At 70.3% G+C, this 22,098-nt stretch carries 27 protein-coding genes, 1 tRNA gene and 1 pseudogene; 22 read left to right on the top strand and 7 right to left on the bottom strand.

What is annotated here, in order from left to right:
- Positions 1 to 162: 162 nt before the first annotated feature.
- Positions 163 to 1,089 (bottom strand): ATP-dependent sacrificial sulfur transferase LarE, encoded by a 927-nt coding sequence (gene larE / locus ACMGFI_RS05835; RefSeq protein WP_436908083.1) that lies wholly within the window; start codon positions 1,087 to 1,089, stop codon positions 163 to 165.
- Positions 1,090 to 1,353: 264 nt separating this feature from the next.
- Between larE and ACMGFI_RS05830 the strand changes: the two genes are divergently transcribed.
- The 4 genes from ACMGFI_RS05830 (at position 1,354) to ACMGFI_RS05815 (ending at position 5,467) form a co-directional block, all read left to right on the top strand.
- Complete coding sequence (locus ACMGFI_RS05830) at positions 1,354 to 2,331, top strand: DUF7972 family membrane protein (RefSeq protein WP_436908082.1); 978 nt, start codon at positions 1,354 to 1,356, stop codon at positions 2,329 to 2,331.
- A 65-nt stretch (positions 2,332 to 2,396) separates the two neighbouring features.
- Complete coding sequence (locus ACMGFI_RS05825) at positions 2,397 to 4,379, top strand: MutS-related protein (protein WP_436908080.1); 1,983 nt, start codon at positions 2,397 to 2,399, stop codon at positions 4,377 to 4,379.
- Positions 4,380 to 4,533: 154 nt separating this feature from the next.
- Positions 4,534 to 4,929 (top strand): Hsp20/alpha crystallin family protein, encoded by a 396-nt coding sequence (locus tag ACMGFI_RS05820; RefSeq protein ID WP_436908079.1) that lies wholly within the window; start codon positions 4,534 to 4,536, stop codon positions 4,927 to 4,929.
- Positions 4,930 to 5,068: 139 nt separating this feature from the next.
- Positions 5,069 to 5,467, top strand: coding sequence for an ArsR/SmtB family transcription factor (locus ACMGFI_RS05815; protein WP_436908077.1), 399 nt, complete (start codon positions 5,069 to 5,071; stop codon positions 5,465 to 5,467).
- A gap of 10 nt (positions 5,468 to 5,477) precedes the next feature.
- Here ACMGFI_RS05815 and ACMGFI_RS05810 read toward each other — a convergent pair whose 3' ends face one another.
- Both ACMGFI_RS05810 and ACMGFI_RS05805 read right to left on the bottom strand, forming a co-directional pair.
- Positions 5,478 to 5,816, bottom strand: a complete 339-nt coding sequence (locus ACMGFI_RS05810) for a type II toxin-antitoxin system PemK/MazF family toxin (RefSeq protein ID WP_436908076.1) — start codon at positions 5,814 to 5,816, stop codon at positions 5,478 to 5,480.
- Entirely contained in the window at positions 5,817 to 6,176 is a 360-nt protein-coding gene (locus ACMGFI_RS05805) for a MarR family transcriptional regulator (RefSeq protein ID WP_436908075.1), read from the bottom strand. It abuts the gene before it with no gap.
- A gap of 162 nt (positions 6,177 to 6,338) precedes the next feature.
- On the opposite strand from ACMGFI_RS05805, the gene ACMGFI_RS05800 reads away from it, so the two are divergent.
- The 3 genes from ACMGFI_RS05800 to ACMGFI_RS05790 are packed head-to-tail and all read left to right on the top strand — an operon-like array spanning position 6,339 to position 8,079.
- The gene (locus ACMGFI_RS05800; protein ID WP_436908073.1) at positions 6,339 to 7,451 is read left to right on the top strand and encodes a pyridoxal-phosphate-dependent aminotransferase family protein; all 1,113 of its coding nucleotides are present in this window, start codon (positions 6,339 to 6,341) and stop codon (positions 7,449 to 7,451) included.
- Positions 7,452 to 7,472: 21 nt separating this feature from the next.
- On the top strand, positions 7,473 to 7,904 hold the full coding sequence (locus ACMGFI_RS05795) for a type II toxin-antitoxin system death-on-curing family toxin (RefSeq protein ID WP_436908072.1): 432 nt from the start codon (positions 7,473 to 7,475) through the stop codon (positions 7,902 to 7,904).
- 49 nt (positions 7,905 to 7,953) lie between these two features.
- On the top strand, positions 7,954 to 8,079 hold the full coding sequence (locus ACMGFI_RS05790) for a hypothetical protein (protein ID WP_436908070.1): 126 nt from the start codon (positions 7,954 to 7,956) through the stop codon (positions 8,077 to 8,079).
- A gap of 53 nt (positions 8,080 to 8,132) precedes the next feature.
- Here the strand turns inward: ACMGFI_RS05790 and ACMGFI_RS05785 are convergent, their stop codons facing one another.
- The gene (locus tag ACMGFI_RS05785; protein WP_436908068.1) at positions 8,133 to 8,285 is read right to left on the bottom strand and encodes a hypothetical protein; all 153 of its coding nucleotides are present in this window, start codon (positions 8,283 to 8,285) and stop codon (positions 8,133 to 8,135) included.
- Between the two features lie 56 nt (positions 8,286 to 8,341).
- Between ACMGFI_RS05785 and ACMGFI_RS05780 the strand changes: the two are divergent.
- From ACMGFI_RS05780 to ligA, 4 genes and pseudogenes are all read left to right on the top strand, one after another.
- Positions 8,342 to 8,488 (top strand): annotated as a pseudogene (locus tag ACMGFI_RS05780) (alanine--glyoxylate aminotransferase family protein); the annotation flags it as partial.
- A gap of 159 nt (positions 8,489 to 8,647) precedes the next feature.
- Positions 8,648 to 10,936 (top strand): nitric-oxide reductase large subunit, encoded by a 2,289-nt coding sequence (locus tag ACMGFI_RS05775; protein WP_436908066.1) that lies wholly within the window; start codon positions 8,648 to 8,650, stop codon positions 10,934 to 10,936.
- Positions 10,937 to 11,017: 81 nt separating this feature from the next.
- The gene (locus ACMGFI_RS05770) at positions 11,018 to 11,278 is read left to right on the top strand and encodes a DUF7123 family protein (RefSeq protein WP_436908065.1); all 261 of its coding nucleotides are present in this window, start codon (positions 11,018 to 11,020) and stop codon (positions 11,276 to 11,278) included.
- 64 nt (positions 11,279 to 11,342) lie between these two features.
- Entirely contained in the window at positions 11,343 to 13,436 is a 2,094-nt protein-coding gene (ligA, locus tag ACMGFI_RS05765) for an NAD-dependent DNA ligase LigA (RefSeq protein WP_436908064.1), read from the top strand.
- Positions 13,437 to 13,493: 57 nt separating this feature from the next.
- On the opposite strand, the gene ACMGFI_RS05760 is transcribed toward ligA, so the two are convergent.
- Entirely contained in the window at positions 13,494 to 14,156 is a 663-nt protein-coding gene (locus ACMGFI_RS05760; protein ID WP_436908061.1) for a hypothetical protein, read from the bottom strand.
- Between the two features lie 113 nt (positions 14,157 to 14,269).
- Between ACMGFI_RS05760 and ACMGFI_RS05755 the strand changes: the two genes are divergently transcribed.
- Positions 14,270 to 14,342, top strand: a tRNA-Arg gene (locus ACMGFI_RS05755).
- A 227-nt stretch (positions 14,343 to 14,569) separates the two neighbouring features.
- On the opposite strand, the gene ACMGFI_RS05750 is transcribed toward ACMGFI_RS05755, so the two are convergent.
- Positions 14,570 to 15,289: a DUF5518 domain-containing protein gene (locus ACMGFI_RS05750; protein ID WP_436908060.1), complete on the bottom strand. Its 720-nt coding sequence runs from the start codon at positions 15,287 to 15,289 to the stop codon at positions 14,570 to 14,572.
- A gap of 162 nt (positions 15,290 to 15,451) precedes the next feature.
- Here ACMGFI_RS05750 and ACMGFI_RS05745 point away from each other — a divergent pair, with 162 nt between their 5' ends.
- The 8 genes from ACMGFI_RS05745 (at position 15,452) to ACMGFI_RS05710 (ending at position 19,277) form a co-directional block, all read left to right on the top strand.
- Positions 15,452 to 15,799 (top strand): cupin domain-containing protein, encoded by a 348-nt coding sequence (locus tag ACMGFI_RS05745; protein WP_436908058.1) that lies wholly within the window; start codon positions 15,452 to 15,454, stop codon positions 15,797 to 15,799.
- A gap of 66 nt (positions 15,800 to 15,865) precedes the next feature.
- Positions 15,866 to 16,240 (top strand): VOC family protein, encoded by a 375-nt coding sequence (locus tag ACMGFI_RS05740; RefSeq protein ID WP_436908057.1) that lies wholly within the window; start codon positions 15,866 to 15,868, stop codon positions 16,238 to 16,240.
- Between the two features lie 45 nt (positions 16,241 to 16,285).
- Positions 16,286 to 16,768, top strand: a complete 483-nt coding sequence (locus ACMGFI_RS05735; protein WP_436908055.1) for a DUF6653 family protein — start codon at positions 16,286 to 16,288, stop codon at positions 16,766 to 16,768.
- A 61-nt stretch (positions 16,769 to 16,829) separates the two neighbouring features.
- A complete protein-coding gene (locus tag ACMGFI_RS05730; RefSeq protein ID WP_436908054.1) occupies positions 16,830 to 17,351 on the top strand; it encodes a DUF6653 family protein in 522 nt (173 codons plus the stop codon).
- 32 nt (positions 17,352 to 17,383) lie between these two features.
- Positions 17,384 to 18,004: a DUF309 domain-containing protein gene (locus ACMGFI_RS05725; protein WP_436908052.1), complete on the top strand. Its 621-nt coding sequence runs from the start codon at positions 17,384 to 17,386 to the stop codon at positions 18,002 to 18,004.
- Positions 18,005 to 18,085: 81 nt separating this feature from the next.
- Entirely contained in the window at positions 18,086 to 18,811 is a 726-nt protein-coding gene (locus tag ACMGFI_RS05720) for an HVO_2922 family protein (RefSeq protein ID WP_436908050.1), read from the top strand.
- Positions 18,812 to 18,882: 71 nt separating this feature from the next.
- Positions 18,883 to 19,089 carry a YgaP-like transmembrane domain gene (locus ACMGFI_RS05715; protein ID WP_436908049.1) on the top strand — a complete coding sequence of 69 codons (207 nt, stop codon included), beginning with the start codon at positions 18,883 to 18,885 and terminating at the stop codon, positions 19,087 to 19,089.
- Positions 19,090 to 19,130: 41 nt separating this feature from the next.
- On the top strand, positions 19,131 to 19,277 hold the full coding sequence (locus ACMGFI_RS05710; RefSeq protein WP_167837492.1) for a DUF7563 family protein: 147 nt from the start codon (positions 19,131 to 19,133) through the stop codon (positions 19,275 to 19,277).
- 86 nt (positions 19,278 to 19,363) lie between these two features.
- Here ACMGFI_RS05710 and azf read toward each other — a convergent pair whose 3' ends face one another.
- A complete protein-coding gene (gene azf, locus ACMGFI_RS05705) occupies positions 19,364 to 20,143 on the bottom strand; it encodes an NAD-dependent glucose-6-phosphate dehydrogenase Azf (RefSeq protein ID WP_436908048.1) in 780 nt (259 codons plus the stop codon).
- A 133-nt stretch (positions 20,144 to 20,276) separates the two neighbouring features.
- On the opposite strand from azf, the gene ACMGFI_RS05700 reads away from it, so the two are divergent.
- Together ACMGFI_RS05700 and ACMGFI_RS05695 are read left to right on the top strand one after the other, a co-directional pair.
- Positions 20,277 to 20,630 carry a dihydroneopterin aldolase family protein gene (locus tag ACMGFI_RS05700; RefSeq protein WP_436908047.1) on the top strand — a complete coding sequence of 118 codons (354 nt, stop codon included), beginning with the start codon at positions 20,277 to 20,279 and terminating at the stop codon, positions 20,628 to 20,630.
- A gap of 93 nt (positions 20,631 to 20,723) precedes the next feature.
- Positions 20,724 to 21,947 (top strand): DUF7544 domain-containing protein, encoded by a 1,224-nt coding sequence (locus ACMGFI_RS05695; protein ID WP_436908045.1) that lies wholly within the window; start codon positions 20,724 to 20,726, stop codon positions 21,945 to 21,947.
- The last annotated feature ends 151 nt before the right edge of the window (positions 21,948 to 22,098 follow it).

Genomic DNA, 22,098 nt, shown 5'->3' with positions numbered 1-22,098 from the left:
CACACCTCCCCAGCCGATTGCGATGCTCGCAAGCTGCGCTTCTCATCCACCGTCAGAGGCAAGCTCTGACGAGCCTTCTCTCAGGAGTTCGAGAAGACCTCGCACGGCTACGGTCGCGCGCATGAAAGCGCGCTCCAGCGCGCGCCGCGTAGAAAGCCGGTCTCAGATCTCGTCGGCGGTCGGGTAGTCGGTGCCGAACACGTCCTCGACGACGGGGTCGCCGCCGCCGTCCGCCTGTTCGCCGCGCTCGGTCGTCCCGTCGGTCTCCTCGTCCGCCTCGTCGGCGGGGCTGACGCTGCCGGTGCGGTAGCCGTCGAGGTCGAGCGTGACGTGGTCGAAGCCGAGTTCGCCGATGTACTGGCGTGCAGCGCGGACGAACTCCGGGTCCAGCGCCTCCTCCAGTTCGTCCTCGCCGACCTCGATGCGGGCGATGCCGTCGTGGTCGCGCACGCGGAACTGCTCGAAGCCCCAGGTCCGCAGGACGGTCTCGGCCTGCTCGATGCGCGAGAGCCGCTCCTCGGTGACCTCCAGCCCCGTGGGGATCCGCGAGGAGAGGCAGGCCATCGAGGGCTTGTCCGCGACGGAGAGGCCGTAGTCGTCGGCGATCTCCCGGACCTCGGACTTGACGATGCCGTGCTCCAGCAGGGGGGAGTAGGCGTCGAGTTCCTCGACCGCCTGCAGGCCGGGGCGGTGGCCCTCGCCGGGGTCGGAGGCGTTGGTCCCGTCGCAGACCACGCCGATGCCCAGTTCCGCGGCGTGGTCGAACATCGCGCCGAGCCGCATGGTGCGGCAGTGGTAACAGCGGTCGTCGCCGTTCTCGACGAACGCCTGGCTGTCGAGCTCGGAGAACTCGACGATCTCGTGGCGGATGCCGATCTCCTCGGCGACGCGGCGGGCGTCGTCGAGCTCGGCGTCGGGCAGGGTCTCGCTTTTGGCCGTGCAGGCGACGGCGTCGTCGCCCAGCGCGTCGTGGGCGATGGCGGCGACGGCGCTGGAGTCCACACCGCCTGAAAAGGCGACGAGGACGCCGTCGCGGTCGGCCAGGTCGGCGCGCGCGGCGGCGAGCTTGTCGGCGACCGGAGTGCTCATCGCCGGCGATTCGGCGTGAACGGGCAAAAGCCCGTTGTTCGACCGCGCGGGCCGGGCGAACAGATTCGGGACGGGAGCGCCGCCGCGACGACCCCCGCAGGTGCCTGCCGCGGCTCTTTCCCGGGGGCCGCCGACCGTTCGGTATGGTCGACTGTTCTCGCAGTCGGGCCCCCGTGCGTCCCGCTGGCGGTCGCAGGCGGCGCGGAGGGCCCGGCGCTGCGGCGTCGAGTGCGACGGAGACGGGTTGCGGTGACGGACTGCGCGATGGCCGGTAGGGACTCGGCCGACACGTCGGAGAGCGACGCAGGCAGGGTCCGTCACTGGCTCTTCTTGGACGGGAACCGTCTGCTGATCACGGCCCTGGTGTGTGCCGGAATCTTCGTGCTGACGCGCGCCCTCGTCGCGGGCGGGCTGCTCGCGGTTGGGCCGTCAAGCAGCGTGCCGACGGTGTTCGGCAGCGGCGTCACCGCCGGCGTGTTCACGCTGATCACGCTGACGCTGACGGTCAACCAGCTCATCTCCTCGCAGGTGTTCGGCCAGCCCGACTCGCTGCGGAGCCGCTACGAGAAGGGCGCCGAGTTCCACGACGCGGTCTCCGAACTGAGCGCCTCCGGACGAGCGCCTGTCCGGGCGTCCGAGTTCGTCTCCGCCATCGGAGCGGCGCTCGGCCAGCGGGCGGCGTCGCTTCGGGAGAGGCGCGATGGGGCCGGGGCGGCGGCCGACGACGTCGCCGAGCTCGCCGACCGTCTCGACGACTTCGCCGGCGAGATCGAACGCGTCTCGGAAGACATGCAACCCGTGGACGTCATCGCGGCGACGGCGGGATCGGACTACGCGCGGTTCCGGAACGAGACGCTGGCCGTCGCGGACGGCGCTGCCCTCCCCGAGGACCTGACGACCGACTTCGCCGACGTGGAGGCGCTCCTCGGCCACCTCTCCGTCGGGCGACAGTACTTCAAGACGCTCGCGCTCCAGCAGGAACTCGCGAAGCTCTCGCGGGAGATCATCTACGTCAGCGTCCCCACCCTGCTCGTCGCGCTGTACGTCCCGCTACTCTACCGGTCGAACGGGGCGACGCTCCCCGAGGCGTGGCTCCCGTGGGTGATCAGCGCCGCCGTGGCGGTCGTGCTCTGCCCGCTAGTGCTGCTGGTGGTTCGGCTGCTCCGCGTGTCGACGGTGATGCGCTACACGGTGTCGGTCGCGCCGTTCGCGCCGCCCGAGGACTGGCCCTGGAACGAGTAGCTTCAGCCGGCGGGTCGCCGGACGGCCGCGGGATTTTTCTCCGCCGGTGGTAATGTGGCGGGTAGATGGACATCGAGACGATCCCCGGGGTCGGCGAGAAGACGGCCGAGGCGCTGTCGGAACTCGACGACCCCGAGCGGGCGCTGCGCGACGGGGACGTGGCCGCGCTGGCCCGCGCGCCGGGCATCAGCGACGGCCGGGCAGCCCGCATCGCCCGCGCCGCCATCCGCCGCGAACACGGCGACCCCGGCGGGTTCGCCGCCACCTCGCGCGCCCAGGAGATCTACCGCGACGCCCTCGATCTCGTCGCCGACCACGCCGTCACCCGCTACGCCGAGCGCCGCCTGGAGACGTTCTACCCCTCGCCCTCCCGGTCGCGGGTCGACGAGGCCCGCGAGTTCGCCGCCCGGGCGATGGAGCGGGAACCCGACGACGAGATCCGCGGCGCGCTGGCCGGGGTCGAACCGCTGGAGTCGCCGCCGAGCGTCCGGGTCCGCGACCGCTGTCTCGCCACCACCGACGCCGAGACTTACGCCCGCGCCCAGGAGGCCCTGCCCGAGGTCACCGTCGAGATCGTCGACGACGCCCGCGGCCTCGCGGACCTCGCCCGGGGGTACGCCACCGTCGTCGCCCTCGACGACGCGTTCACCGGCGTCGAGGTCGAGGGCGACGTGCGCGTCGAACCCGACGCGCTTGATGACCCGGCCACCGTCGTCCCCGAGCGCACCCTCGCCTTCTTCGCCCACAACCGGAATCGCCTCCGGGCCGCCATCGAGGTCCACCGCGTCGCGGACCTGGACCCGCCCTGCGACCTGGACGAGCTGGCCGACGCGCTCGCCCGCATCGACGACGAGGGCAACGTCGCCGACGACGACCGCCTCCGGCAGTTGCAGACCGCGGTCGACGACCTCGACGCCGCCGTCTCGACCGCCGAGAGCGTCGCCAACGACCGGCTCCGGGCGGCCATCGAGGAGCGGGACGTGACCATCGAGGGCGCGGACCTGCTCTCGCTGGTCGAGCAGGGCGCCGGCGTCGACTCCCTGCTACAGCGCGAGCTCGCCGACGAGTACGCCGCGGCGGTCGACGACGCCCGCGACCACCTCGTCGACGCCCTCGAACTCGACGACTACGCCGATATGGCCCGCCGGGCGTTCCCCGACCAGCCCACGTTTCCCGTCGAACGCGACGAGGAGGTGGTCTCGCGGCTCCGCGAGGGACTCACGACCGCCCGCGACCGCCGCGCCACCCGCCTCAAGCGCGAGGTGGCGACCGACCTGGCCGACGCCCGCGCGGACGCCGAGGCGCTGGCCGAGGCCGCGCTCGAACTCGACGTGGAACTCGCCATCGCCCGCTTCGCCGAGGCCTACGACGCCACGCTGCCCGAGATCGGCGGCGAGGGGGTCGAAATCGAGGGCGGCCGCTCGCCGCTCCTGGACGTGCCCTACGAGGCGGTCGACCCCGTCGACTACCGGGTCGAGGGCGTCGCGCTCCTGACGGGCGTCAACAGCGGCGGGAAGACCTCCGTGCTCGACCTGGTCGCGCTGACCGTCACGCTCGCGCACATGGGCCTGCCGGTCCCGGCCGACCGCGCCCGCGTCGAGCACGTCGAGGAGCTACACTACCACGCCAAGACCCAGGGGACGCTGGACGCGGGCGCCTTCGAGTCCACGCTCAGGGAGTTCGGGAGCCTGGTCGAGGCGGTCCGGTCGGGCGAGGGCGGCGACGTGGTCGTCCTCGTCGACGAACTGGAGAGCATCACCGAACCCGGCGCGAGCGCGAAGATCATGGCCGGCATCCTCGAGGCGTTCGACGCCACCGACGCCACCGCCGTCTTCGTCACCCACCTCGCCCGCGAGATCCGGGACGCCGCCCGCACCGACCTGGCCGTCGACGGCATCGAGGCCGAGGGGCTGGTCGACGGCGAACTCGTCGTCGACCGCTCGCCGGTGAAGGACGTGCTCGCCCGCTCGACACCCGAGCTCATCGTCGAGAAACTCGCCGACGAGCGCGACGGCTTCTACGTGGAACTGCTCGAGAAGTTCGACTGAGCGGCGTGCGCCGACCGAAATCGGGCCGTGCGGTCGCGGTCACTCGACTCCGGGACAACTCGGACAGAGCCGCTCGTTCGACTCGCATCTCGTCGCGCGCTGGCGCGGCTCCGCGAGCCGAAAGCTTTTGCCGCCGATCCACATACCGTCCCGTATGCGACGCGACGACCGCGACGACCCCTTCGACGAGTTCTTCCGGGAGATAGAGCGGATGATGAACGACGTGATGGACGACGCCCGCGCCCGCGGCGGCGCCGACCCCGGTGCCTCGGACCCGTCGGGCGCGGACGTACACCTCGACGTCTACGAGGAGGACGACTCGCTGCGGGTGGTCGCGGACATCCCCGGCGTCGACAAGCGCGACATCGACCTGCGCTGCGACGGCGAAGTGCTCACCCTCGACGCGACCGGCGACGCCCGCGAGTACCACGAGCGGGTCCGCCTGCCGGCCCGCGTCGACGAACACTCCGCCTCGGCGTCGTACAACAACGGGATCCTCGAAGTGACCTTCGACCGCGCCGACGACTCCGCGAACATCGACCTGTCCTGAGGCCCCGGTCGTCCGCCGCCGCCATCGCGGCGGTAGTCGCTCGCTTCTCCCTCCACGTTCCCGAGCCGGCGCTCGCCGGTCCGCCACCGTCCGACGAGTCGCCACAAAGTACAGGAGCCAGCCGGCCGCACTCCCGCCGATGACCCGTTCGGTCGACGACCCGGCGGAGGCGTTCGAACTGCTGGGCGACGAGACGCGACTCGCGATCCTGCGGACCCTGGCCGACGCCGACGAGCCGCTGACGTTCACCCGCCTGCGCGAGCGGTGCGGCGTGACCGACTCGGGCCGGTTCAGCTACCACCTGCGCCGCCTCTGCGAGTACTTCGTCCGCGAGACGGCCGACGGCTACGAACTCGGGCCGGCTGGGAGTCGGGTGATCGCGGTGACTGGCGAGGCGGGCGACGTGGCCGGGGACCACAGCGCGGACGCCGGCGGTTCGGAAGCGGACGCCGCCGCAACCGACGAGTGTCCGGTCTGCGGCGAGAGCGGGTGCGAGAAACTGTTCCACGTCCACCTCTCGGCGCCGTGGCGCGGGTGAGTGGCGATATTCAGGCCGTGGCGGAGCCGGGCGCGTACCCGTGCAGTGCGGCCGCTGCCCGGCCGACGAGCGACTCGGCGAGCGTTCCCTGCTGGCGGTCGAACGCCGCGTGTTTCACCGTGGCGACGTACCACGGCGAGACGTACGCTCGCTTCTCGGATCCGCCGGCGACCCACGCGTCGTCGGGGACGGCGATCCCATCGTCGTGGTCCTGTGTGGTCATCGCGGCGCAGATACATTCCTCGCCGGCGAACGGGTGGTCGTCGGTGCTGAGGATCAACCACGGCCGATACGCGGGGGTGTCCTTGTGCGGCGCGGGACCCCACCAGACCTCACCGCGGGAGGGCATCTACCTCCCCTCCGTGTCGTCGACACCGGGACCCCACTCCGACGGGTCTTCGGCCCCCAGCCGGTCGCTCGCGGCGCGGGCGACGTGTGCGCTCGTGAGTGCGGTGTCGACGTCTGCATCGGGCGCGATCGCCCAGTACTCCCCCCGGTGGCGGACGAGCCCCCGGTCCTCCAGCCGGCTCAGCACGACCCCGATACTCCCGCGCGGAACGTCCGTCGCCCCCCTGATCTCCTTCGGCGTGAACGCCTGGTCGTCGTGTTCGCCGAGGAACGCTAGCACTCGCTCCGCGTTGGTCGGGCCGCTGGTGGCCCGGAGTTCGGCCTCCGGCGCCTCCTCGAACTCGTCGACGTCGATGGGCATTGTAACCGGTGTAACTACGTAACTCTACGTAATAACTCCGGCGGCGACTGGACTGTGACGCGTCGCTCCCGAACTGTGTCGACTGCGTCGACGGTGTCGCCCCGGCATCAAAACTACCATACCGCCTCGCTCCGACCCTCTCGGTAACAGACGGTGGTTCCAGTGTCCAAGAAACAGGAATACACGGGCGACTACGACGACAAGCGGCTGTACATCCCGGGGCCGACCGAAGTGCGCGAGGACGTCATCGAGGAGATGGCCCAGCCGATGTTCGGCCACCGGATGGACCGGATGACCGACCTCTACACGACCATCGTCGAGGACACCAAGGAGTTCCTCGGCACCGACAACGAGGTCGTCATCCTCACCGCCTCCGGCACCGAGTTCTGGGAGGCCTCGACGCTGAACCTCGTCGACGAGAACATCCTCGTCCCCACCTGCGGGAGCTTCAGCGAGCGCCACGCCAACGTCGCCGAGCGGCTCGGCAAGAACGTCGACCGCCTGGAGTACGACTGGGGCGAGGCCATCAAGCCCGAGGACATCCGCGAGCACCTCGAATCGACGGACAAGCACTACGACGTGGTCGCCACCGTCATGAACGAGTCCTCGACGGGGGTCCGCAACCCCATCGAGGAGATCGGCGACGTGGTCGCGGAGTACCCGGACACCTACTTCGTCGTCGACGCCGTCTCCGCGCTGGGCGGCGACTACGTCGACATCGACGAACACGACATCGACGTGATCTTTGCCTCCACGCAGAAGGCGTTCGCGATGCCGCCGGGCCTGGCGGTCTGCGTCGTCAGCGACGCGGCCTACGAGCGGGAACTCGACAAGGACTCCGCGTCGTGGTACGGCGGCTTCCAGCGCACGCTCGACTACTACGACCGGAAGGGGCAGACCCACTCGACGCCCGCCATCCCGGTCATGCTCGCCTACCGCAAGCAGATGAAACACATGCTGGAGGAGGGCCACGAGGCCCGCGACGAGCGCCACCGGGAGATGACCGAGTACGTCCACGACTGGGCGCGCGAGCACTTCGATCTCTTCGCCGAGGAGGGCTACCGCTCCCAGACCGTCTCCTGCATCGAGAACACCCGGGACATCGACGTGGCCGCGACCATCGACGCCGTCTCCGAGGAGTACGACTTCGTCTTCTCGAACGGCTACGGCTCGCAACTGGGCGAGCAGACGTTCCGCATCGGCCACATGGGCGAACACGATCTGGAGAGCATCCGGGAACTCACCGACGCCATCGAGGACGTGGCGGATCTCTGACTGCGCGCAGGACCGCAGACAGTGTCCCTGTCGTATCCGACGGTCGACGACGTGCTCTCGATACACGAGCAGATCGTCGAACGGAGCGACGAGACATCCGAAGGCGTCGCGCGGCGCGGGGACATCGCGTACGCGCTCTCGTTCGTCGAAGACGGGCACTACGGGAACGCGCCGGAGTCGATACACGAGACGGCCGCGCATCTCATGCGGCTACTCGTGGCGAATCATCCGTTCGTCGACGGGAACAAGCGGACGGCGCTCGCGTCTGTCGTCGTTTTCTACGGACTGAACGGCTACGACCTGGACTACGACGACGAGGTCCGCGACATCCTCAAATCGTTCGCGACCGACGAGCGGGCGGTCGACGTCGAGGAGGTAGTCGCGTACTTGCGGCGCCACGCCGACCCTCCCTCGGAGGATCCGTCCTCCGACGACCACACCGACCGTGATTGACCGGCCCCGGCGGAACGGTTTTACAGACGAAACGCGAACGGACCCATAGATGGCCACAGAGGATCGACCGGCCGCGGACGACGACTCGACGGATCGGGAGGCCCTCGTCCGACGCCTCTTCGAGCGCGACTTCGAGCGCCACCGCGAGATCTACGAGAAGCTCGAAGACGAGTAGTTTCGGCCGATATCGTCGCCACTGGGCCCCGAAGTTCGTCTCGAGAGGGGGCGTCATAGCTGTCCGCGGGCGTCTCGAACCGCCTCGACGGCATCGACCTCGACGTCGGCGGCCAGTTCCTCCAGCGCGTCCCCGAGCGGAACGTTCTCGTCGTCCTCCGGGTCCGTCGCCACGAACGCCTCGATGTCGTCCGTAGTGAGACTCATACGTATCGCTCGCACGGTCGTTCGCAAAAGCCTGCCGGTGGGGTCGAGACAGCGGCGTCTTCGAGGAGTACGACTTCGTGTTCTCGAACGGCTACGGCTCGCAACTCGGCGAGCGGACCGTCCCCATCTGCCACATGGGCGAGCACGACCTGGAGAGCATCCGGGAACTCACCGACGCCATCGAGGACGCGGCCGACCTCTGAGGGGAGGCGCCGAGCGACGACCCAGCTGACCACAATTTTCGCGGGACTGCGACCGGATCACGGCCGTAGCGACCTCGGGCGGGCGAACACGTTCGCCCCCGTTGCCGACCGCCGGGAGCCGGAGAGAGACACGTAAGTGCGGAGGGCGGACGCTCGCACATGGAAGTCAAGCGTTCGACGATAGCGAAGATACTGGCAGCCGTCTTCGTGTTCAACCTGGTGGTGATGGCCGGCGGCGCCTGGCTGGCCTACCAGGAGGCGCCGCCGATCCCCGAGGAGGTCGTCGGTCCCGACGGGGAGACGGTGATGACGGGCACCGACATCCGCGAAGGCAAGAAGGCCTTCCAGCGCGACGGGCTGATGAACCACGGCTCTATCCTCGGCAACGGCGCCTACTACGGCGCCGACTACACCGCCGACACGCTCGACCTGAAAGTCGAACACATGCGGGACTACTACGCCCGCGAGCGCTACGGGAGCGAGTACGACGAACTCGACTCCGCTGAGCAGGCCGCCGTCAGCGACGACGTCGAGCAGGATCTCGACGAGTCCTACGGGGGCGGCGCCATCGAGTACTCCGCCGCCGAGGTGTACGCCCACGAGCAGGTCCGGGAGGAATACGTCGAGCGCTACCACGAGGGCGACCACGCCCGCGGCGTGCCCGCGAACATGATCGACGACGAGACCGAGGCCCGACAGTTCGCCGACTTCGCGCTGTGGACGGCGTGGTTCTCCCACACCGACCGGCCGGCGGGCGACCACTCCTACACGAACGACTGGCCCTACCAGCCCGCCGCCGGCAACGACGCCACCGCCGCCGCGATGACCTGGAGCGTCATCGCGATGGTCCTGCTCGTCGGCGGCGCCGGCGCCGGCATCTGGCTCTACAAGTCGGTCCGGCTCCCCGAGCCCTCCGCCGAGGGCATCTCCGTCCCCGAACCCGGCGACGTGAGCGTCTTCCCGAGCCAGCGCGCGGCCCTGCGGTTCGTCCCGGTCGCGGCGGGGCTGTTCCTCGCGCAGGTGTTGCTCGGCGGCCTCCTGGCGCACTTCTACATCGAACGCGCCGGCTTCTTCGGCATCGAGGAGGTCTTCGGCGTCCACATCCTCCAGTTGCTGCCCTTCGCCCTCGCGAAGACCTGGCACATCGACCTGGGGATCCTCTGGATCGCGGCGACGTGGCTGGGCGCGGGCCTGTTCCTCCCGCCCCTCCTTACGGGCCACGAACCCAAGCGACAGTCGACGTTCGTCAACGCCCTGCTGGGCGCGGTCGTCGTCGTCACCGTCGGCGGCATGGCGGGCATCTGGCTCGGCGCGCAGGGCTACCTCGACGGCGCGCTGTGGTGGCTGATCGGCAACGAGGGCCTGGAGTACCTCGAAGTGGGGAAGGTCTGGCAGGCGGGGCTACTCGCCGGGTTCCTCGCCTGGGCCGCCCTCTCGATCCGCGGGCTCAAGCCCATGCTCGACAGCGAACCGGTCTACGGGCTCGCCCACATGATCCTCTACGCCGGCGGCTCCATCGCCCTGCTGTTCACGGCGGGGTTCCTGTTCACCCCCGAGACCAACATCGCCGTCACGGAGTTCTGGCGCTGGTGGGTCGTCCACATGTGGGTCGAGGGGGCCTTCGAGTTCTTCATCGTCGCCATCGTCGGCCTGACGCTGGTGTCGATGAACCTCCTGACGCGCAGGAGCGCCGAGAAGGCGGTCATGCTCCAGGCGCTGCTCGTGATGTCGACCGGTGTCATCGGCGTCTCGCATCACTACTGGTGGATCGGGATGCCCGACCTGTGGGTGCCCATCGGGAGCGTCTTCTCGACGCTGGAACTGATCCCGCTGGTGTTCATCCTCTACGAGGCCATCGGCCAGTACCGCGCGATGCACTCCGGGAGCGACCCGTTCCCCTACCGGCTCCCCTTCCTGTTCATCGTCGCCAGCGGGTTCTGGAACTTCGTCGGCGCGGGGGTGCTGGGTTTCTTCATCAACCTCCCGCTGATCAACTACTACGAGCACGGCACCTACCTCACGGTCGGCCACGCCCACGCGGCGATGTTCGGCGCCTTCGGCTTCCTCGCGCTGGGGATGGTCACCTACATGTTGCGCATCGCCATCGAGCCCGAGCGCTGGGACGGCTCCTGGCTGCGCGGCGCGTTCTGGCTGTGGAACGTCGGCCTCGCGCTGATGGTGTTCGTCTCCGTCCTGCCCGTGGGATTCCTCCAGCTGGAGGCCATCTTCACCGCCAGCTACGACGCCGGCCGCAGCCTCGCGTTCTACGAACGACCCATTATCCAGACCCTGTTCTGGGCGCGGCTGCCCGGCGACACGATGATCATCGCCGGGACCGCACTGTACGCCGCCGACCTGGTGCGCAAGCGGTTCGTCCTCCGGGCGACGGAGGACGACCCCGACGTGGAGGACATGGCTGTCGCCGAGGGCGTGCTGGGCGACGACTAGGCGGCGTATAACGCCGATTCTCGCGACCGGAACGAGTGAATCGACTGCATAACGATAGTGGTCGGCCGCGGATCCCCGGCTATGCCGACGCCTGCCCGCCGGGACCGACCGCTCGCGCGACCGTCGCTGTCGGAGACCCAGTCGCGACTGCTCGCGTACCTGCTGGAGCGCGTCGACGGGACCGCCTACCTGAAGGCCAAGTACGTCGCCGAGGAGCTCGACCTCTCCAGCAAGGAGGTCGGGATCAACATGGGCATCCTCGCCGACCGGGCCGACGACGTGACGATCGAACAGTGGGGCCGCTCGTCCAGTACGACCTGGAAAGTGAGCGCCCCCGAGTGAGCGGCGGGACGGCCCCGGTCCGGCACCGAACCTGCAAAGAGGGTGCCGCCGCGAGAGTCGGGCAATGAGCGACGACGCGGCCGACCCGTCAGCCGACGACCCCTATCTCGCCGAGCCGTCGACCGACTTCGACCCGGTCGAGGACCTGTCGGAGTCCGACGCCGAGGCCCAGGCCGAGCAGTTGCGCGGGGCGATCCGCTACCACGACCACCGCTACTACGTCGAGAACGACCCCGCTATCGACGACCGGACGTACGACGCCCTCTTCTCGCGGCTGCGCGACCTGGAGGAGGCGTTCGACCTGCAGACCGCGGACAGCCCGACCCAGCGGGTGGGTGGCGCGCCGCGGGACGAACTCCCCGACGTGGAGCACGTCGCGCCGATGCGTTCCATCGACCAGGGCGGCGACGCCGAGGACGTGCGGGAGTTCGACCGGCGCGTCCGCGAGGGGCTCGAATCGGCCGACTGGGACGGGGAACTCGCGTACTACTGCGAGCCGAAGTTCGACGGCCTCTCGGTGGAGGTCGTCTACGAGGACGGCGTCTTCCGGCGGGCGGCGACCCGCGGCGACGGCGAGGTCGGCGACGACGTGACCGAGAACGTCCGTACCATCCCCAGCGTCCCCCAGCGCCTGCGGGGCGACCACCCCGACTTCCTCGCGGTGCGGGGCGAGGTGTACATGCCCAAACCCGCCTTCCAGGCGTACAACCGCGAACTCGTCGAGCGGGGCGACGACCCGTTCGCCAACCCCCGCAACGCCGCCGCCGGGACGCTCCGGCAACTGGACCCCTCCGTGACGGCGGAGCGCCCCCTCTCGATATTCTTCTTCGACGTGCTGGCGGGCGCCGAGTTCGACACCCGCTGGGAGATGCACGAGACCCTCCCCGAGTGGGGGCTCCGCGTCTGCGAGAAGACCGAACTCGTCGACGACATCGAGGCCGCCCTCGACTACCGCGACGCCCGCCTGGACGAACGGGACGAGTTGGACTACGAGATCGACGGCGTCGTGATCTCGGTGAACGACACCGACGCCTGCGACGAACTGGGGACCACCTCGCGGGCGCCCCGCTGGGCGTTCGCCTACAAGTTCCCCGCCCGCAGCGAGCACACGACGGTCCGCGACGTGGTCGTCCAGGTCGGACGGACCGGCCGGCTGACCCCCGTCGCGCTGCTGGATCCCGTCGAGGTGGGCGGCGTCACCGTCTCCAGGGCCTCCCTGCACAACCCCGCCGAGATCGAGCGGCTGGGCGTCGGCGTCGGCGACGAGGTGCGCGTCCGCCGCGCGGGCGACGTGATCCCCGAGGTCGCCGAGGTCACCGACCCCGCCGGCGGCGGCCACTTCGAGTTCCCCGAGACGTGCCCGGTCTGCGGTAGCGCCGTCGAGCGCGACGGCCCGATGGCCTTCTGCTCGGGCGGGCTGGGCTGTCGCGCCCAGCGCGAGCGGTCGGTCCAGCACTACGCCTCCCGGAAGGGCCTCGATATCGAGGGCGTCGGCGAGGAGCGCGTCCAGCAGTTGCTCGACGCCGGCCTCGTCGACGACGTGGCCGACCTCTACGAGCTGAGCGTCGACGACCTGACCGACCTGGAGGGGTGGGGGGCGAAAAGCGCCGAGAACCTGGTCGGCGAACTCGACGACGCCCGCGAACCGCCGCTGGCCGACTTCCTCACCGCCATCGGCATCCCCGAAGTGGGCGAAACCGTCGCAGCGTCGCTCGCCCGCCACTTCGGTAGCTTCGAGGCGGTCCGCGAGGCCTCCGAGGACGACCTGCAGGCCGTCGAGGACGTGGGGCCGACCGTCGCTCACGAGATCCGGGACTTCTTCCACAGCGAGGCCAACCGCGACGTGCTCGACCGCCTGCTCGAACACGTCGACCCGCAGGAAGCCGAGACGGAGACCGGCGACGCGCTGGACGGACTCACGTTCGTCTTCACCGGCTCGCTGGACGGCTACACCCGCGGCGAGGCGCAGGATCTGGTCGAGCGGGCGGGCGGCTCCGCGACGAGCAGCGTCTCCAGCAACACCGACTTCCTCGTCGCCGGCGAGGACCCCGGGCAGACCAAGCGCGACGACGCCGCCGACCACGACGTGCCGACCCTCGACGGCGTCGAGGCGTTCGAGTCGAAACTGCGCGAGTACGGCGTCGAGGCCGAGGGGTAACGGCGCGACGGGGGTCCGCCGCTCCCGGAGTCGCGCTCGATGCCGCCTCCCGCTTTGCTATCGCGTCGTCGACGTGACGCGCGTGTCCTCGCCGTCGTGGGCGTGGACCACGGTGACCTCCCGGGGGAGCGCGCCGTCGAACGCGACCGTCGCCTCGTAGTCGATCTCCGTGATGCACTGGGCGCACATCGTGTCCGTGCCGGCGTCAGACTCCGAGCCGACGACGACGGTCGCCGCGTCGCCGTCGAGACGCACGTCCGACAGGACCGCCGTGTAGCAGGCGTCCGACCCCCAGATGGTCCCGGTCACGGTGACCGTCCCGTCGCTCCCGTCGAAGTCGACCGACGCCTCGTCGGCCTGGGTGCCACAGCCGCTGTCGGTGACTTCGAGCGACGAGTCCGCCACGCCGCCGGGCGTCGCCGACGGCTCGCCGTCGGGGGTTTCGCTCGCCGTCTCGGCCGGCGCGTCGCTCGGCGTGGCGCTCGGGTCGTCGGTCCCGTCGGGGTCGGGTTCGGTCACGGTGTCGCCGGCCCGGTCGGTCGGCGTCGCCGTCGGCCGGTCGGTGTCCGGGGGACCGCCGGCCGACGTGTCGGTCGGAGTGGCCGTATCGGCCGGTCCGTCGGTATCGGTCGGTTCTCCGTCCGATCCGTCGGACAGGCAGCCGGTCAGGGCGAGCGTGCCCGCGGCGCCGAGGCCGCGGAGGAGGGCGCGTCGCTTCACGACCGGAGGGAGGTGCGTCCCGATAAAGGGCCTTGTCGACGGTCAAGCGACCCTTTGACACTGCCCGGACGGATCGTAACCCCTTTACAATCAACCGCGGTACGTAGGAGTGAGTCCGGGTAGGGTAGTGGACTATCCTCTTGGCTTGCGGAGCCAGGGACCGGAGTTCGAATCTCCGCTCGGACGTTTCTCGCGGCCCTTCCCGACGAGCACCGCATAGCGTAGCGTGTGCCCGTCACCGTGGCGCGAGGAAACGCCCCGAGGAGATTTGTGCAGGCGAGTCGCAGTCCCGGAACGGCCGAACGGAGTGAGGCCGCACGCCCGGAACGTCTCGGCGAGTTCGAATCTCCGCTCGGACGTTTCCTTCCCGACGCAACTCCCCGAGTGGTGCGTCCGTCCGCCGAGTCGCGGCGTCAGACGAGTTCGGTAGCCAGCCAGCCGCCGACGCCGCCGAGCGCGGCGTTGATCGCCAGCGCCAGGAGTTCGCCGGCGACGATGACGGCGACGAGGACGGCGCCGCCCGCCAGTTGGCCGATCGCGTCGGCGCCGGCGAGGAACCCGCCGGCGACGAAGACGAGCAGCGGGGCCGTCAGCGCCCACCCGACCAGGCCGGCGGCGGCGCCGACGCGCACGCCGGCGTCGTCGTCACCGAGGAGGTACGCTGCGGTGCCGCCGCCAGCGATGGCCGACCCCGGGACGAACGAGACCAGGGCCGTCACCGCAGCGCCGTAGACGGCACAGGCCCGGAAGGTCGCGGTCGTGCCGCCCTCGCGGTCGACCCGGCGGCGGGTGCGCCGGCGCGCGACGACGAACGCCGCGGCGGCGCCGACCAGCACGAGCCCGGTCACGACGAGGCCGGCCGCGAGCCAGTCGACGAACGGCACCCCGGCGGTGATGGCCTCCGCCGGCGTGATCCCGTTCACCTCCACCTCCTCGCTGGTGACGAAGTCGGTGAGGAAGGCCCGGTCGACGCGGGCGTACAGTCCGACACCGACCGCCGACAGGACGAGTCCGATCGCGCCGGCGACGAGCCCCAGCAGCCAGTCGGCCACCGCCGGCACGGGGTCGCGCCCCTCCGTCGGTCCGTCGTTCGAGTGCCTGTCCGTGTCGTGGACGGTATCTACGTCCGTCATACCTCCCGATAGCAGTGCAAAGAGGGTATACCCCACAGCCGCGCTTCACGGCCGGCAGTGGGGCGAATCATTTAAGTGGTTCGAGTAGCCGCACCGGGGAACCGACGCGGTCGGGGAGGCCGATTGCCCCAGAGATTAGTCGCGGGCGGCCGACTTCGGGGTATGGAGCGAGTCAGCTTCGACGATGCGGAGACGTACGAACCCGACGAGGGGTGGCGCCGCGTCGCGCTGGCGGGCGACGACGACGTGAGCCTCGAATGGTTCGAGAAGCCGCCCGGCCACTCGTCGCCGATGCACGACCACGAGAACGGCCAGGTGTGTCTCGTTCTCGACGGCGAACTCACCGTCCACACCGACGAGGCCAGCGAGCGCCTCGAACGGTACGATTCGGTGCGGCTCGACCCCTGGGAGTCCCACCGCGTGGCGAACGAGGGCGACGAGACCGCCGTCGGCCTCGATATCTTCGTCCCCGGGCGCTCGTTCGACTTCTGGACCGACCGCGAGGAGTAGGTGTTTTCCCGGACGATCCGGTCCGTCGCGGAGCGTTTAACCCCTCGCTCTCCGACGGATCGCTCGATGACACTCCGACACACCGCGCTGCGCGTTGAGGACGTGGAGACGAACGTCGACTTCTACGCGGACCTGCTGGGCTACGAGGTCCTGCGGGAGTTCGAGACCGACGACGGCACCCGGAACGTCTTCGTGGGCGACCCCGCCGACGAGGACACCGACGACCCCGCCGCGCTCCAGCTAGTCGCGGCCGACGGGCCCGTCGAGACGGGCGACTTCGAGCACGTCGCGCTCACGGTCGACGACGTGGACGCCGCGGTCGAATCCCTGGACGACGACCGGGTCGACGACGGACCGATCACGATGGACGAGTTCGACTCCCGCGTCGCCTTTATCACCGGTCCGGAGGGCTGGGGGATCGAACTCGTCGAGGACCTGTAGCCGGCGCGGCCCGCCCCTTTTCGGGCCCGCCCGCGAACTCACGGTATGGACGAGTCGATACGCGGGCGGGCCGAGCGGACGTTCTGGGAACGCCACGCCAATCCCTGGAGCGGGTGGTCGCGGACGCTGACGCTGCCTGCGCTGCTGTACGCGGTGTATCACCGACGGTGGCGGCTGCTCGCGGCGACGGTCGCGTTCACCCTGTTCAACCCGGTTCTCTTCCCGAAACCGGACGACGCCGACGCGTGGATGACGAAGGTCGTCCTCGCCGAGCGGCGCTGGCGGGCGAGCGGCGACGACCTGGGCGCGCTCCAGTTGCTCAACGTCGGGAACGGAGTGGCGACACTGTACGCGGTCTACGCCGCCTATCGCCGCGACGTGGGCGGCGCCACGGTCGCGGGCGCGCTGGCGATGACGCTGAAACTCGCGTTCGTCGACGCGCTGGTCCGGCGCTACGAGGGCGAACTGGATGGACTCACCGCCGAGCACGGCGACTCGGCCGACCCAGAGGGCGGCGACCGCGACTGACAGTTGCGCCGTCGCCGCGTCGGACCCCACGCTTATTGCGGTCTGCTACCAAGTCACTCGCGTGTCGACCACAGTGCCATCGGAACGGGTCGCAGAGTTCCTCTGGGAGCGCCACGCCAACCCCTGGAGCGGGTGGACGCGCGTGTTCGCGTTCCCGGTGCTGGTGTACGCCGTCCTGACGCGGCGCAGGCGCCTGCTGGTCGCGGCGGTCGCGGCCATCGCAGTCAACCCGGTCGTGCTCCCCCAGCCCGACGACGCCCAGGCCTGGACCAGCGACGTGATCCAGGCCGAGCGCTACTGGGTCGACCACGGCAAACACGGCGCCGTCCTCCGGTCGCTCGACGCCGCGACGCTCCCGGTGACTATCGGCGCGCTGTACGCCGCCTACCGCCGCAAGCCGCGGTCGACCGCCGTGTTGACCGCCCTCTCGATGGCGCTGAAGTTCGCCTTCGTCAACGCCCTCGTCCGCCACTACGAGGCCGAAACCGAGGGCGACATCCGGACGGCCGCGATGGGGGGCGTCGACACCGACGGCACGGACGGCGACGCGGCGGGAGATGCCCCCGACGACGCCGGCCCGTAGGTGTTTTCGCCCCGGCGACCCGACCCGTTCCCATGGACGCGCAGTTGCAGGCGGGCGTCGCCGTCTACAACGCCGGCCACTACCACGCGGCCCACGACGCCTGGGAACAGCGGTGGCTCGCCCTCGACGAGGGCGACGACGAGCGCTTTCTCCACGGGCTCATCCAGTTCACCGCGGCCGTCCACCACGCCCGCGAGCGCAACTGGTCGGGCGCCGTCGGCCTCGCAGAGAGCGCGGGCGAGTACCTTGCGGACCTCCCCGCAGACTACCGCGGCGTGAACGTCGGCCGCGTCCGCGAGTCCCTCGCCGACCTCGCCCGGGACCCGGAACGCATCGAGCGAGCGCCGGCCCCGGCGCTCACCTACAAGGGCGAACCGCTCGCGCTCGCCGACCTGGACTTCGAGGGGGCGGCCGTCGCCGCCGAGGTGCTCGCCGAGGACCTGGGGTACGACGAGGACGCCATCGAGCGCGCGGTCGAGTACGCCCGCGCAGACCTCGAAGCGGGCGAGGAGGGCAGCCGGTTCGTCACCTTCCTGCTGGACTTCGTCCGCGATCCGGACAGCCGGGCGATCGTCGCCCAGCGACTCTCCGAGCACGTCGACCGCCGGGAGCACCGCGAGTCCGACGTGGACGGGCTGTTCGACGAGGGGTGAACTGCCGCACCCTCCCCGGTCGACGCCACCCGCGACCGTTCGCGGTCAACTGTTTTCCGCGCGGACGCCCTACCTTGACCCATGTCCGACGACCATGCGACCGACGAGCCGTCAGGCGAGGAGTCCGTAGACGAACCGGACGACGCCGGTGAGGCGTTCGAGAGCGAGCGGACAGCCACGCGGGCCGAGGCGGCCGCGGTCCTCCGGGGCCTCGCGGACGGGGTCGACGCCGGCGCGGTGGCGCTCGGCGAGGGCGAGGACGCGCTCGCCGTGGCGGTCCCCGACAGCTTCGAGTTCGAGGTCGAGTACGAGCGCGAGGACGACGAGGTCGAGATCGAGGTCGAACTGGAGTGGGGGCCCGACGACGAGCCCGCGACGCCCGAGGCCGTCGCGGCCGGTGACGCCGGCGACACGGACGAGTCGGAGTCCGACCCGGAGGACGGAGCGGACGACGACCGCCCGGCGGTGGAGACGGCGACGGTCGCCGCGGCAGGGGTCGACACCGGCGAGGAGAGCGAGACTGGGGACGGAGACGAGGCGGACACCGGGGACGAGGACGAGCTGGACGAGCCCGTCTCCGACGGCGAGGAAGTCGAGTCGCCCGTCGCGGCCGCGGCGCCGGTCGTGAGCCAGGCCCGCTTCGAGCTGTTCCGCGACCGGGCCGACGAGTGGCGCTGGCGGCTCGTCCACCGCAACGGCAACGTCATCGCGTCCAGCGGCGAGGGCTACACCCGCAGGCACAACGCCGAGAAGGGGATGCGTAGCGTAATGGCTAACGCGCCCGACGCCGATGTCGTCGAGGACTGAGCGGCGCCGCTCTACGGTCGGGACGGACTCCCGCCGGTGGCTTTGAGACGGTGGCGCCCCTACGGTCGCGTATGGAATCCAACGTCGGCGGACGCGACCGCATCGCCCGCGGGATCGTCGCAGTACTGCTGACCGTCGTCGCGGTGAAGGCGCTCGCGAGCGGCAGGCGCTCGCGTGGCCTCCTGCTGGGCGTCGCCGCGCTCGGTCTGGGGATCAACGCGGTGACCTGCTTCTGCGGGCTGAACCGGGCGCTCGGGATCGACACGACCACCGAGTGACCGAAAACAAGCGTTATCAGTCTGTTCGCACTCGTACCGGTGTGCCCACTTGCCGGAACTGCGACGCCGTCGTGACGAAATCGTACGTTCGCGTGTTCGCGCCGAACGGGATGGACCAGCCCCGCGTCTGCCCGAACTGCGAGGACAAGACCCGCGACAAGGGCGACGTGCGAACCAAACGGAACTGACCGCCACTCCGCGGTCGCCGACCGCGGACCCGCGTCGGGAACTCTTCGGTCCGAGTAGTCGGCGGTCTCCCGCCCGCAGACCGTCGCTACGCGTCGCGCTCGTAGTCGGCGACGTGGTCGTCGCCGTCCCACTCGGCGGAGTTGTCCTGGGGGTCGTAGCCCAGCGCCTCGCGGGCGCGCTCCAGCGAGTAGTACTTGCGGTCGTTGTCGGAGATGCCGTAGACGATCTCGAAGTCGTAGTCGGCCTCCAGGGCGCAGCGGTGGATGCGGGCGCAGTCGGGGTAGGAGAGCCACATCGCCTGGCCGCGCTCGTAGTCGATCGGCGGGTGGCCGCGCGTGAGGTTGCCGATGCGGACGTTGCAGACCGAGATGCCGTGCTCGTCGTGGTAGTAGCGGCCGAGGATCTCGCCGGCGGCCTTGGAGACGCCGTAGTGGTTGCCGGGGCGGGGGAACTCGGTGCCGTCGAGGCGGAACTCGTCGTCGCTGCGGTACATGTCGGGGGTGCGCTCGTCGGTCTCGTAGGCGCCGACGGCGTGGTTCGAGGAGGCGAAGACGAACTTCTCGACGCCCTCGGCGACGGCGGCCTCGTACATCTTCTCGGTGCCGTCGATGTTGTTCGCCAGCACGGAGTCCCACGGCGCGCTCGGCCGCGGGTCGCCGGCGAGGTGGATGACGGCCCCGACGCCGTCCATGGCCTCGGCGACGGTCTCCCCGTCGGTCACGTCGCCGACGAGGTACTCGTGGTCGGGCTCCTCGTCGGGCGGACTGTGGAGGAGCAGCTTCCACTCGTACTCGTCGGCGAGCCCCTCCAGCACCGCCCGCCCGACGCGACCCCCTGCGCCTGTGAGTAAGACCGGCTCGTCCATTCAGGTGTAGCCTTGCGACCGGCCAGTAAGTAACGTACGGTTCCCCCTGGGAGTGTCACGACCCCGACAGATGCGCCCGAGGCGACTACCCACGCTCCGAAGGGAATTACTCCCGGGCGACCCAGCGGCCGGTATGGACGCCACCGAGGCCCAGACGGCCTGCTTCGAGGCGGGCATCAAGTTCGGGTCGCTGTACCACCAGTTCGCCGGCACGCCCGTCAGCCCCGCGAGCGCCGACAGCCTCGCTCGCGCGATGGAGGAGGCCATCGAGAACCAGCCCTATTGCGAGTCGGTCACCGTCGACGTGCTGGTCGACGAACTGGAGACCGAGCTGGCCGACTCCGCGGCCGACTACACGGAGCTGACCGGCCGGTTCGTGGAGGTCGAGATGACCATCGACTACGAGGGCACCGCGGTCCGGACGCGGATGGACGTGCAGGACGGCTACCCGCTCATGCGCGTCGTCGACGTGGCCCCCGAGTCCTGACCGTCGGCGGCACCCGAGTGAAGGGATCCGGGGACTCGTGGAGAGCCAAACCGACCACGGGAGATATGTGACTGGGCGGACAACCGACCCGGTATGTCCCTCGTCGCCCTGGACGATATCACGGACGCCATCTCGGCGACCAAGCGGTTCCTCGCGCCGGTCGACCGCGTGCGGTGGTTCCGGCTCGCAGTGGTGATGTTCTTCGTCGGCGGCGCCGGCCTCACCTTCCCCGGCGCCCCGACCACGAACTTCGGTGGCGACACCGACACCCCCGAACCGGGCCCCGGCGCGCCCGACATCACGCCCGAGTTGACGCCCGAACTGGTCGCGCTGATACTCGGGATCGTCGCCGTCGGGGTCGTCGCCTTCCTGCTGTACTCGGTCGTCGGGGCGACGATGGAGTTCGCCTTCGTCGCCGCGCTGCGCGACGAGGAGGTCCGGCTGCGCCGGTCGGTCCGGCGGTACTGGCGACGCGGCCTCCGGCTGTTCGGCTTCCGGCTGACCGTTTGGGTCGCGTCGATCGCGGCAGCCGCGGCGATACTGCTCGGGGTCGGCGCGGCGCTGGGCGGGTGGCCGCCGACCGCCTGGAGCGACGGGACGATCCTGGCCGTCGTGTTCCTCGCGATCCCGGTGCTGGGCGTCGGCGCCCTCGTCCTCGGCGTACTGCTGGGCTTCACGACCGTCTTCGTCGTCCCGGTGATGCTCGCGGAGGACCGGGGCGTCCTCTCGGCCTGGCGGCGCTTCTGGGGGACGCTGACCGACGAGCCCCTGGAGTTTCTCGCCTACCTCCTCCTCTCCTTCCTGCTCGGGATCGGCGTCTCGATGGCCGTGGGGTTCCTGCTCGTGTTGCTGCTGATCGCGCTCGCCATCCCGTTCCTGGTCGTCGGGGCGCCGCTCGGGTTCGCCCTCGCGATGGCCGGCGGCGGGACCGCCGCCGGGGCGGTGATCCTCGTGCTCGTGCTCCTGTACGGCCTGCTCGTGTTCGTCGGCGGGCTGTTGATCCAGGTCCCCTTCCAGACGTTCCTGCGCTACTACGCCCTGTTCGTCCTCGGCGACGTCGAACCCGACTTCGACGTGATCCCCACCGCCCGCGCGGCCGTCAGGACCGACGGCGGCGACGGCGACGACAACGATACCGGGAACGGGACCGCCCACGCCGCGGCGGACGGCCCCGACGGCTCGGCGCCCGGCAGGGACGGGAGTACCGGCGGCGAGACGGACGCGGGCGACGGCAACACCGACGCGAACGACGGTGAGGCCGGCGCCGAGGACGATTGGAACGTCGACCGCGAGGACCGCGACGGAAGCGACGACTGACGGTGACGGCGCCCGCCTCGCCGGGATCGACACCGGCGGACCGTAACTGATCGGACGGTCCGTCGGTATCGCACCGATCGACGCCGCTACGGTCGAGTTTCACTTTCAGTTCCAGGCGTGTTTTTAAACGGGACGGGGCCGAAGGGGGAGA

Source organism: Halosimplex marinum (assembly GCF_051414075.1).
Classification (GTDB): Archaea; Halobacteriota; Halobacteria; order Halobacteriales; family Haloarculaceae; genus Halosimplex; species Halosimplex marinum.
This window is presented reverse-complemented; position numbering and strand designations above follow the sequence as displayed.

Excerpts from the sequence above, each read along its gene's own strand:
- ligA (WP_436908064.1), top strand. The coding sequence starts at position 11,343 with ATGAGCGACGACGCGGCCGACCCGTCAGCCGACGACCCCTATCTCGCC.
- ACMGFI_RS05785 (WP_436908068.1), bottom strand. The coding sequence starts at position 8,285 with ATGAGTCTCACTACGGACGACATCGAGGCGTTCGTGGCGACGGACCCG.
- ACMGFI_RS05810 (WP_436908076.1), bottom strand. The coding sequence starts at position 5,816 with ATGCCCTCCCGCGGTGAGGTCTGGTGGGGTCCCGCGCCGCACAAGGAC.
- azf (WP_436908048.1), bottom strand. The coding sequence starts at position 20,143 with ATGGACGAGCCGGTCTTACTCACAGGCGCAGGGGGTCGCGTCGGGCGG.
- ACMGFI_RS05815 (WP_436908077.1), top strand. The coding sequence starts at position 5,069 with ATGACCCGTTCGGTCGACGACCCGGCGGAGGCGTTCGAACTGCTGGGC.
- ACMGFI_RS05700 (WP_436908047.1), top strand. The coding sequence starts at position 20,277 with ATGGACGCCACCGAGGCCCAGACGGCCTGCTTCGAGGCGGGCATCAAG.
- ACMGFI_RS05745 (WP_436908058.1), top strand. The coding sequence starts at position 15,452 with ATGGAGCGAGTCAGCTTCGACGATGCGGAGACGTACGAACCCGACGAG.
- ACMGFI_RS05740 (WP_436908057.1), top strand. The coding sequence starts at position 15,866 with ATGACACTCCGACACACCGCGCTGCGCGTTGAGGACGTGGAGACGAAC.
- ACMGFI_RS05695 (WP_436908045.1), top strand. The coding sequence starts at position 20,724 with ATGTCCCTCGTCGCCCTGGACGATATCACGGACGCCATCTCGGCGACC.
- ACMGFI_RS05805 (WP_436908075.1), bottom strand. The coding sequence starts at position 6,176 with ATGCCCATCGACGTCGACGAGTTCGAGGAGGCGCCGGAGGCCGAACTC.
- ACMGFI_RS05750 (WP_436908060.1), bottom strand. The coding sequence starts at position 15,289 with ATGACGGACGTAGATACCGTCCACGACACGGACAGGCACTCGAACGAC.
- ACMGFI_RS05735 (WP_436908055.1), top strand. The coding sequence starts at position 16,286 with ATGGACGAGTCGATACGCGGGCGGGCCGAGCGGACGTTCTGGGAACGC.
- larE (WP_436908083.1), bottom strand. The coding sequence starts at position 1,089 with ATGAGCACTCCGGTCGCCGACAAGCTCGCCGCCGCGCGCGCCGACCTG.
- ACMGFI_RS05790 (WP_436908070.1), top strand. The coding sequence starts at position 7,954 with ATGGCCACAGAGGATCGACCGGCCGCGGACGACGACTCGACGGATCGG.
- ACMGFI_RS05725 (WP_436908052.1), top strand. The coding sequence starts at position 17,384 with ATGGACGCGCAGTTGCAGGCGGGCGTCGCCGTCTACAACGCCGGCCAC.
- ACMGFI_RS05830 (WP_436908082.1), top strand. The coding sequence starts at position 1,354 with ATGGCCGGTAGGGACTCGGCCGACACGTCGGAGAGCGACGCAGGCAGG.
- ACMGFI_RS05825 (WP_436908080.1), top strand. The coding sequence starts at position 2,397 with ATGGACATCGAGACGATCCCCGGGGTCGGCGAGAAGACGGCCGAGGCG.
- ACMGFI_RS05720 (WP_436908050.1), top strand. The coding sequence starts at position 18,086 with ATGTCCGACGACCATGCGACCGACGAGCCGTCAGGCGAGGAGTCCGTA.
- ACMGFI_RS05820 (WP_436908079.1), top strand. The coding sequence starts at position 4,534 with ATGCGACGCGACGACCGCGACGACCCCTTCGACGAGTTCTTCCGGGAG.
- ACMGFI_RS05775 (WP_436908066.1), top strand. The coding sequence starts at position 8,648 with ATGGAAGTCAAGCGTTCGACGATAGCGAAGATACTGGCAGCCGTCTTC.
- ACMGFI_RS05770 (WP_436908065.1), top strand. The coding sequence starts at position 11,018 with ATGCCGACGCCTGCCCGCCGGGACCGACCGCTCGCGCGACCGTCGCTG.
- ACMGFI_RS05715 (WP_436908049.1), top strand. The coding sequence starts at position 18,883 with ATGGAATCCAACGTCGGCGGACGCGACCGCATCGCCCGCGGGATCGTC.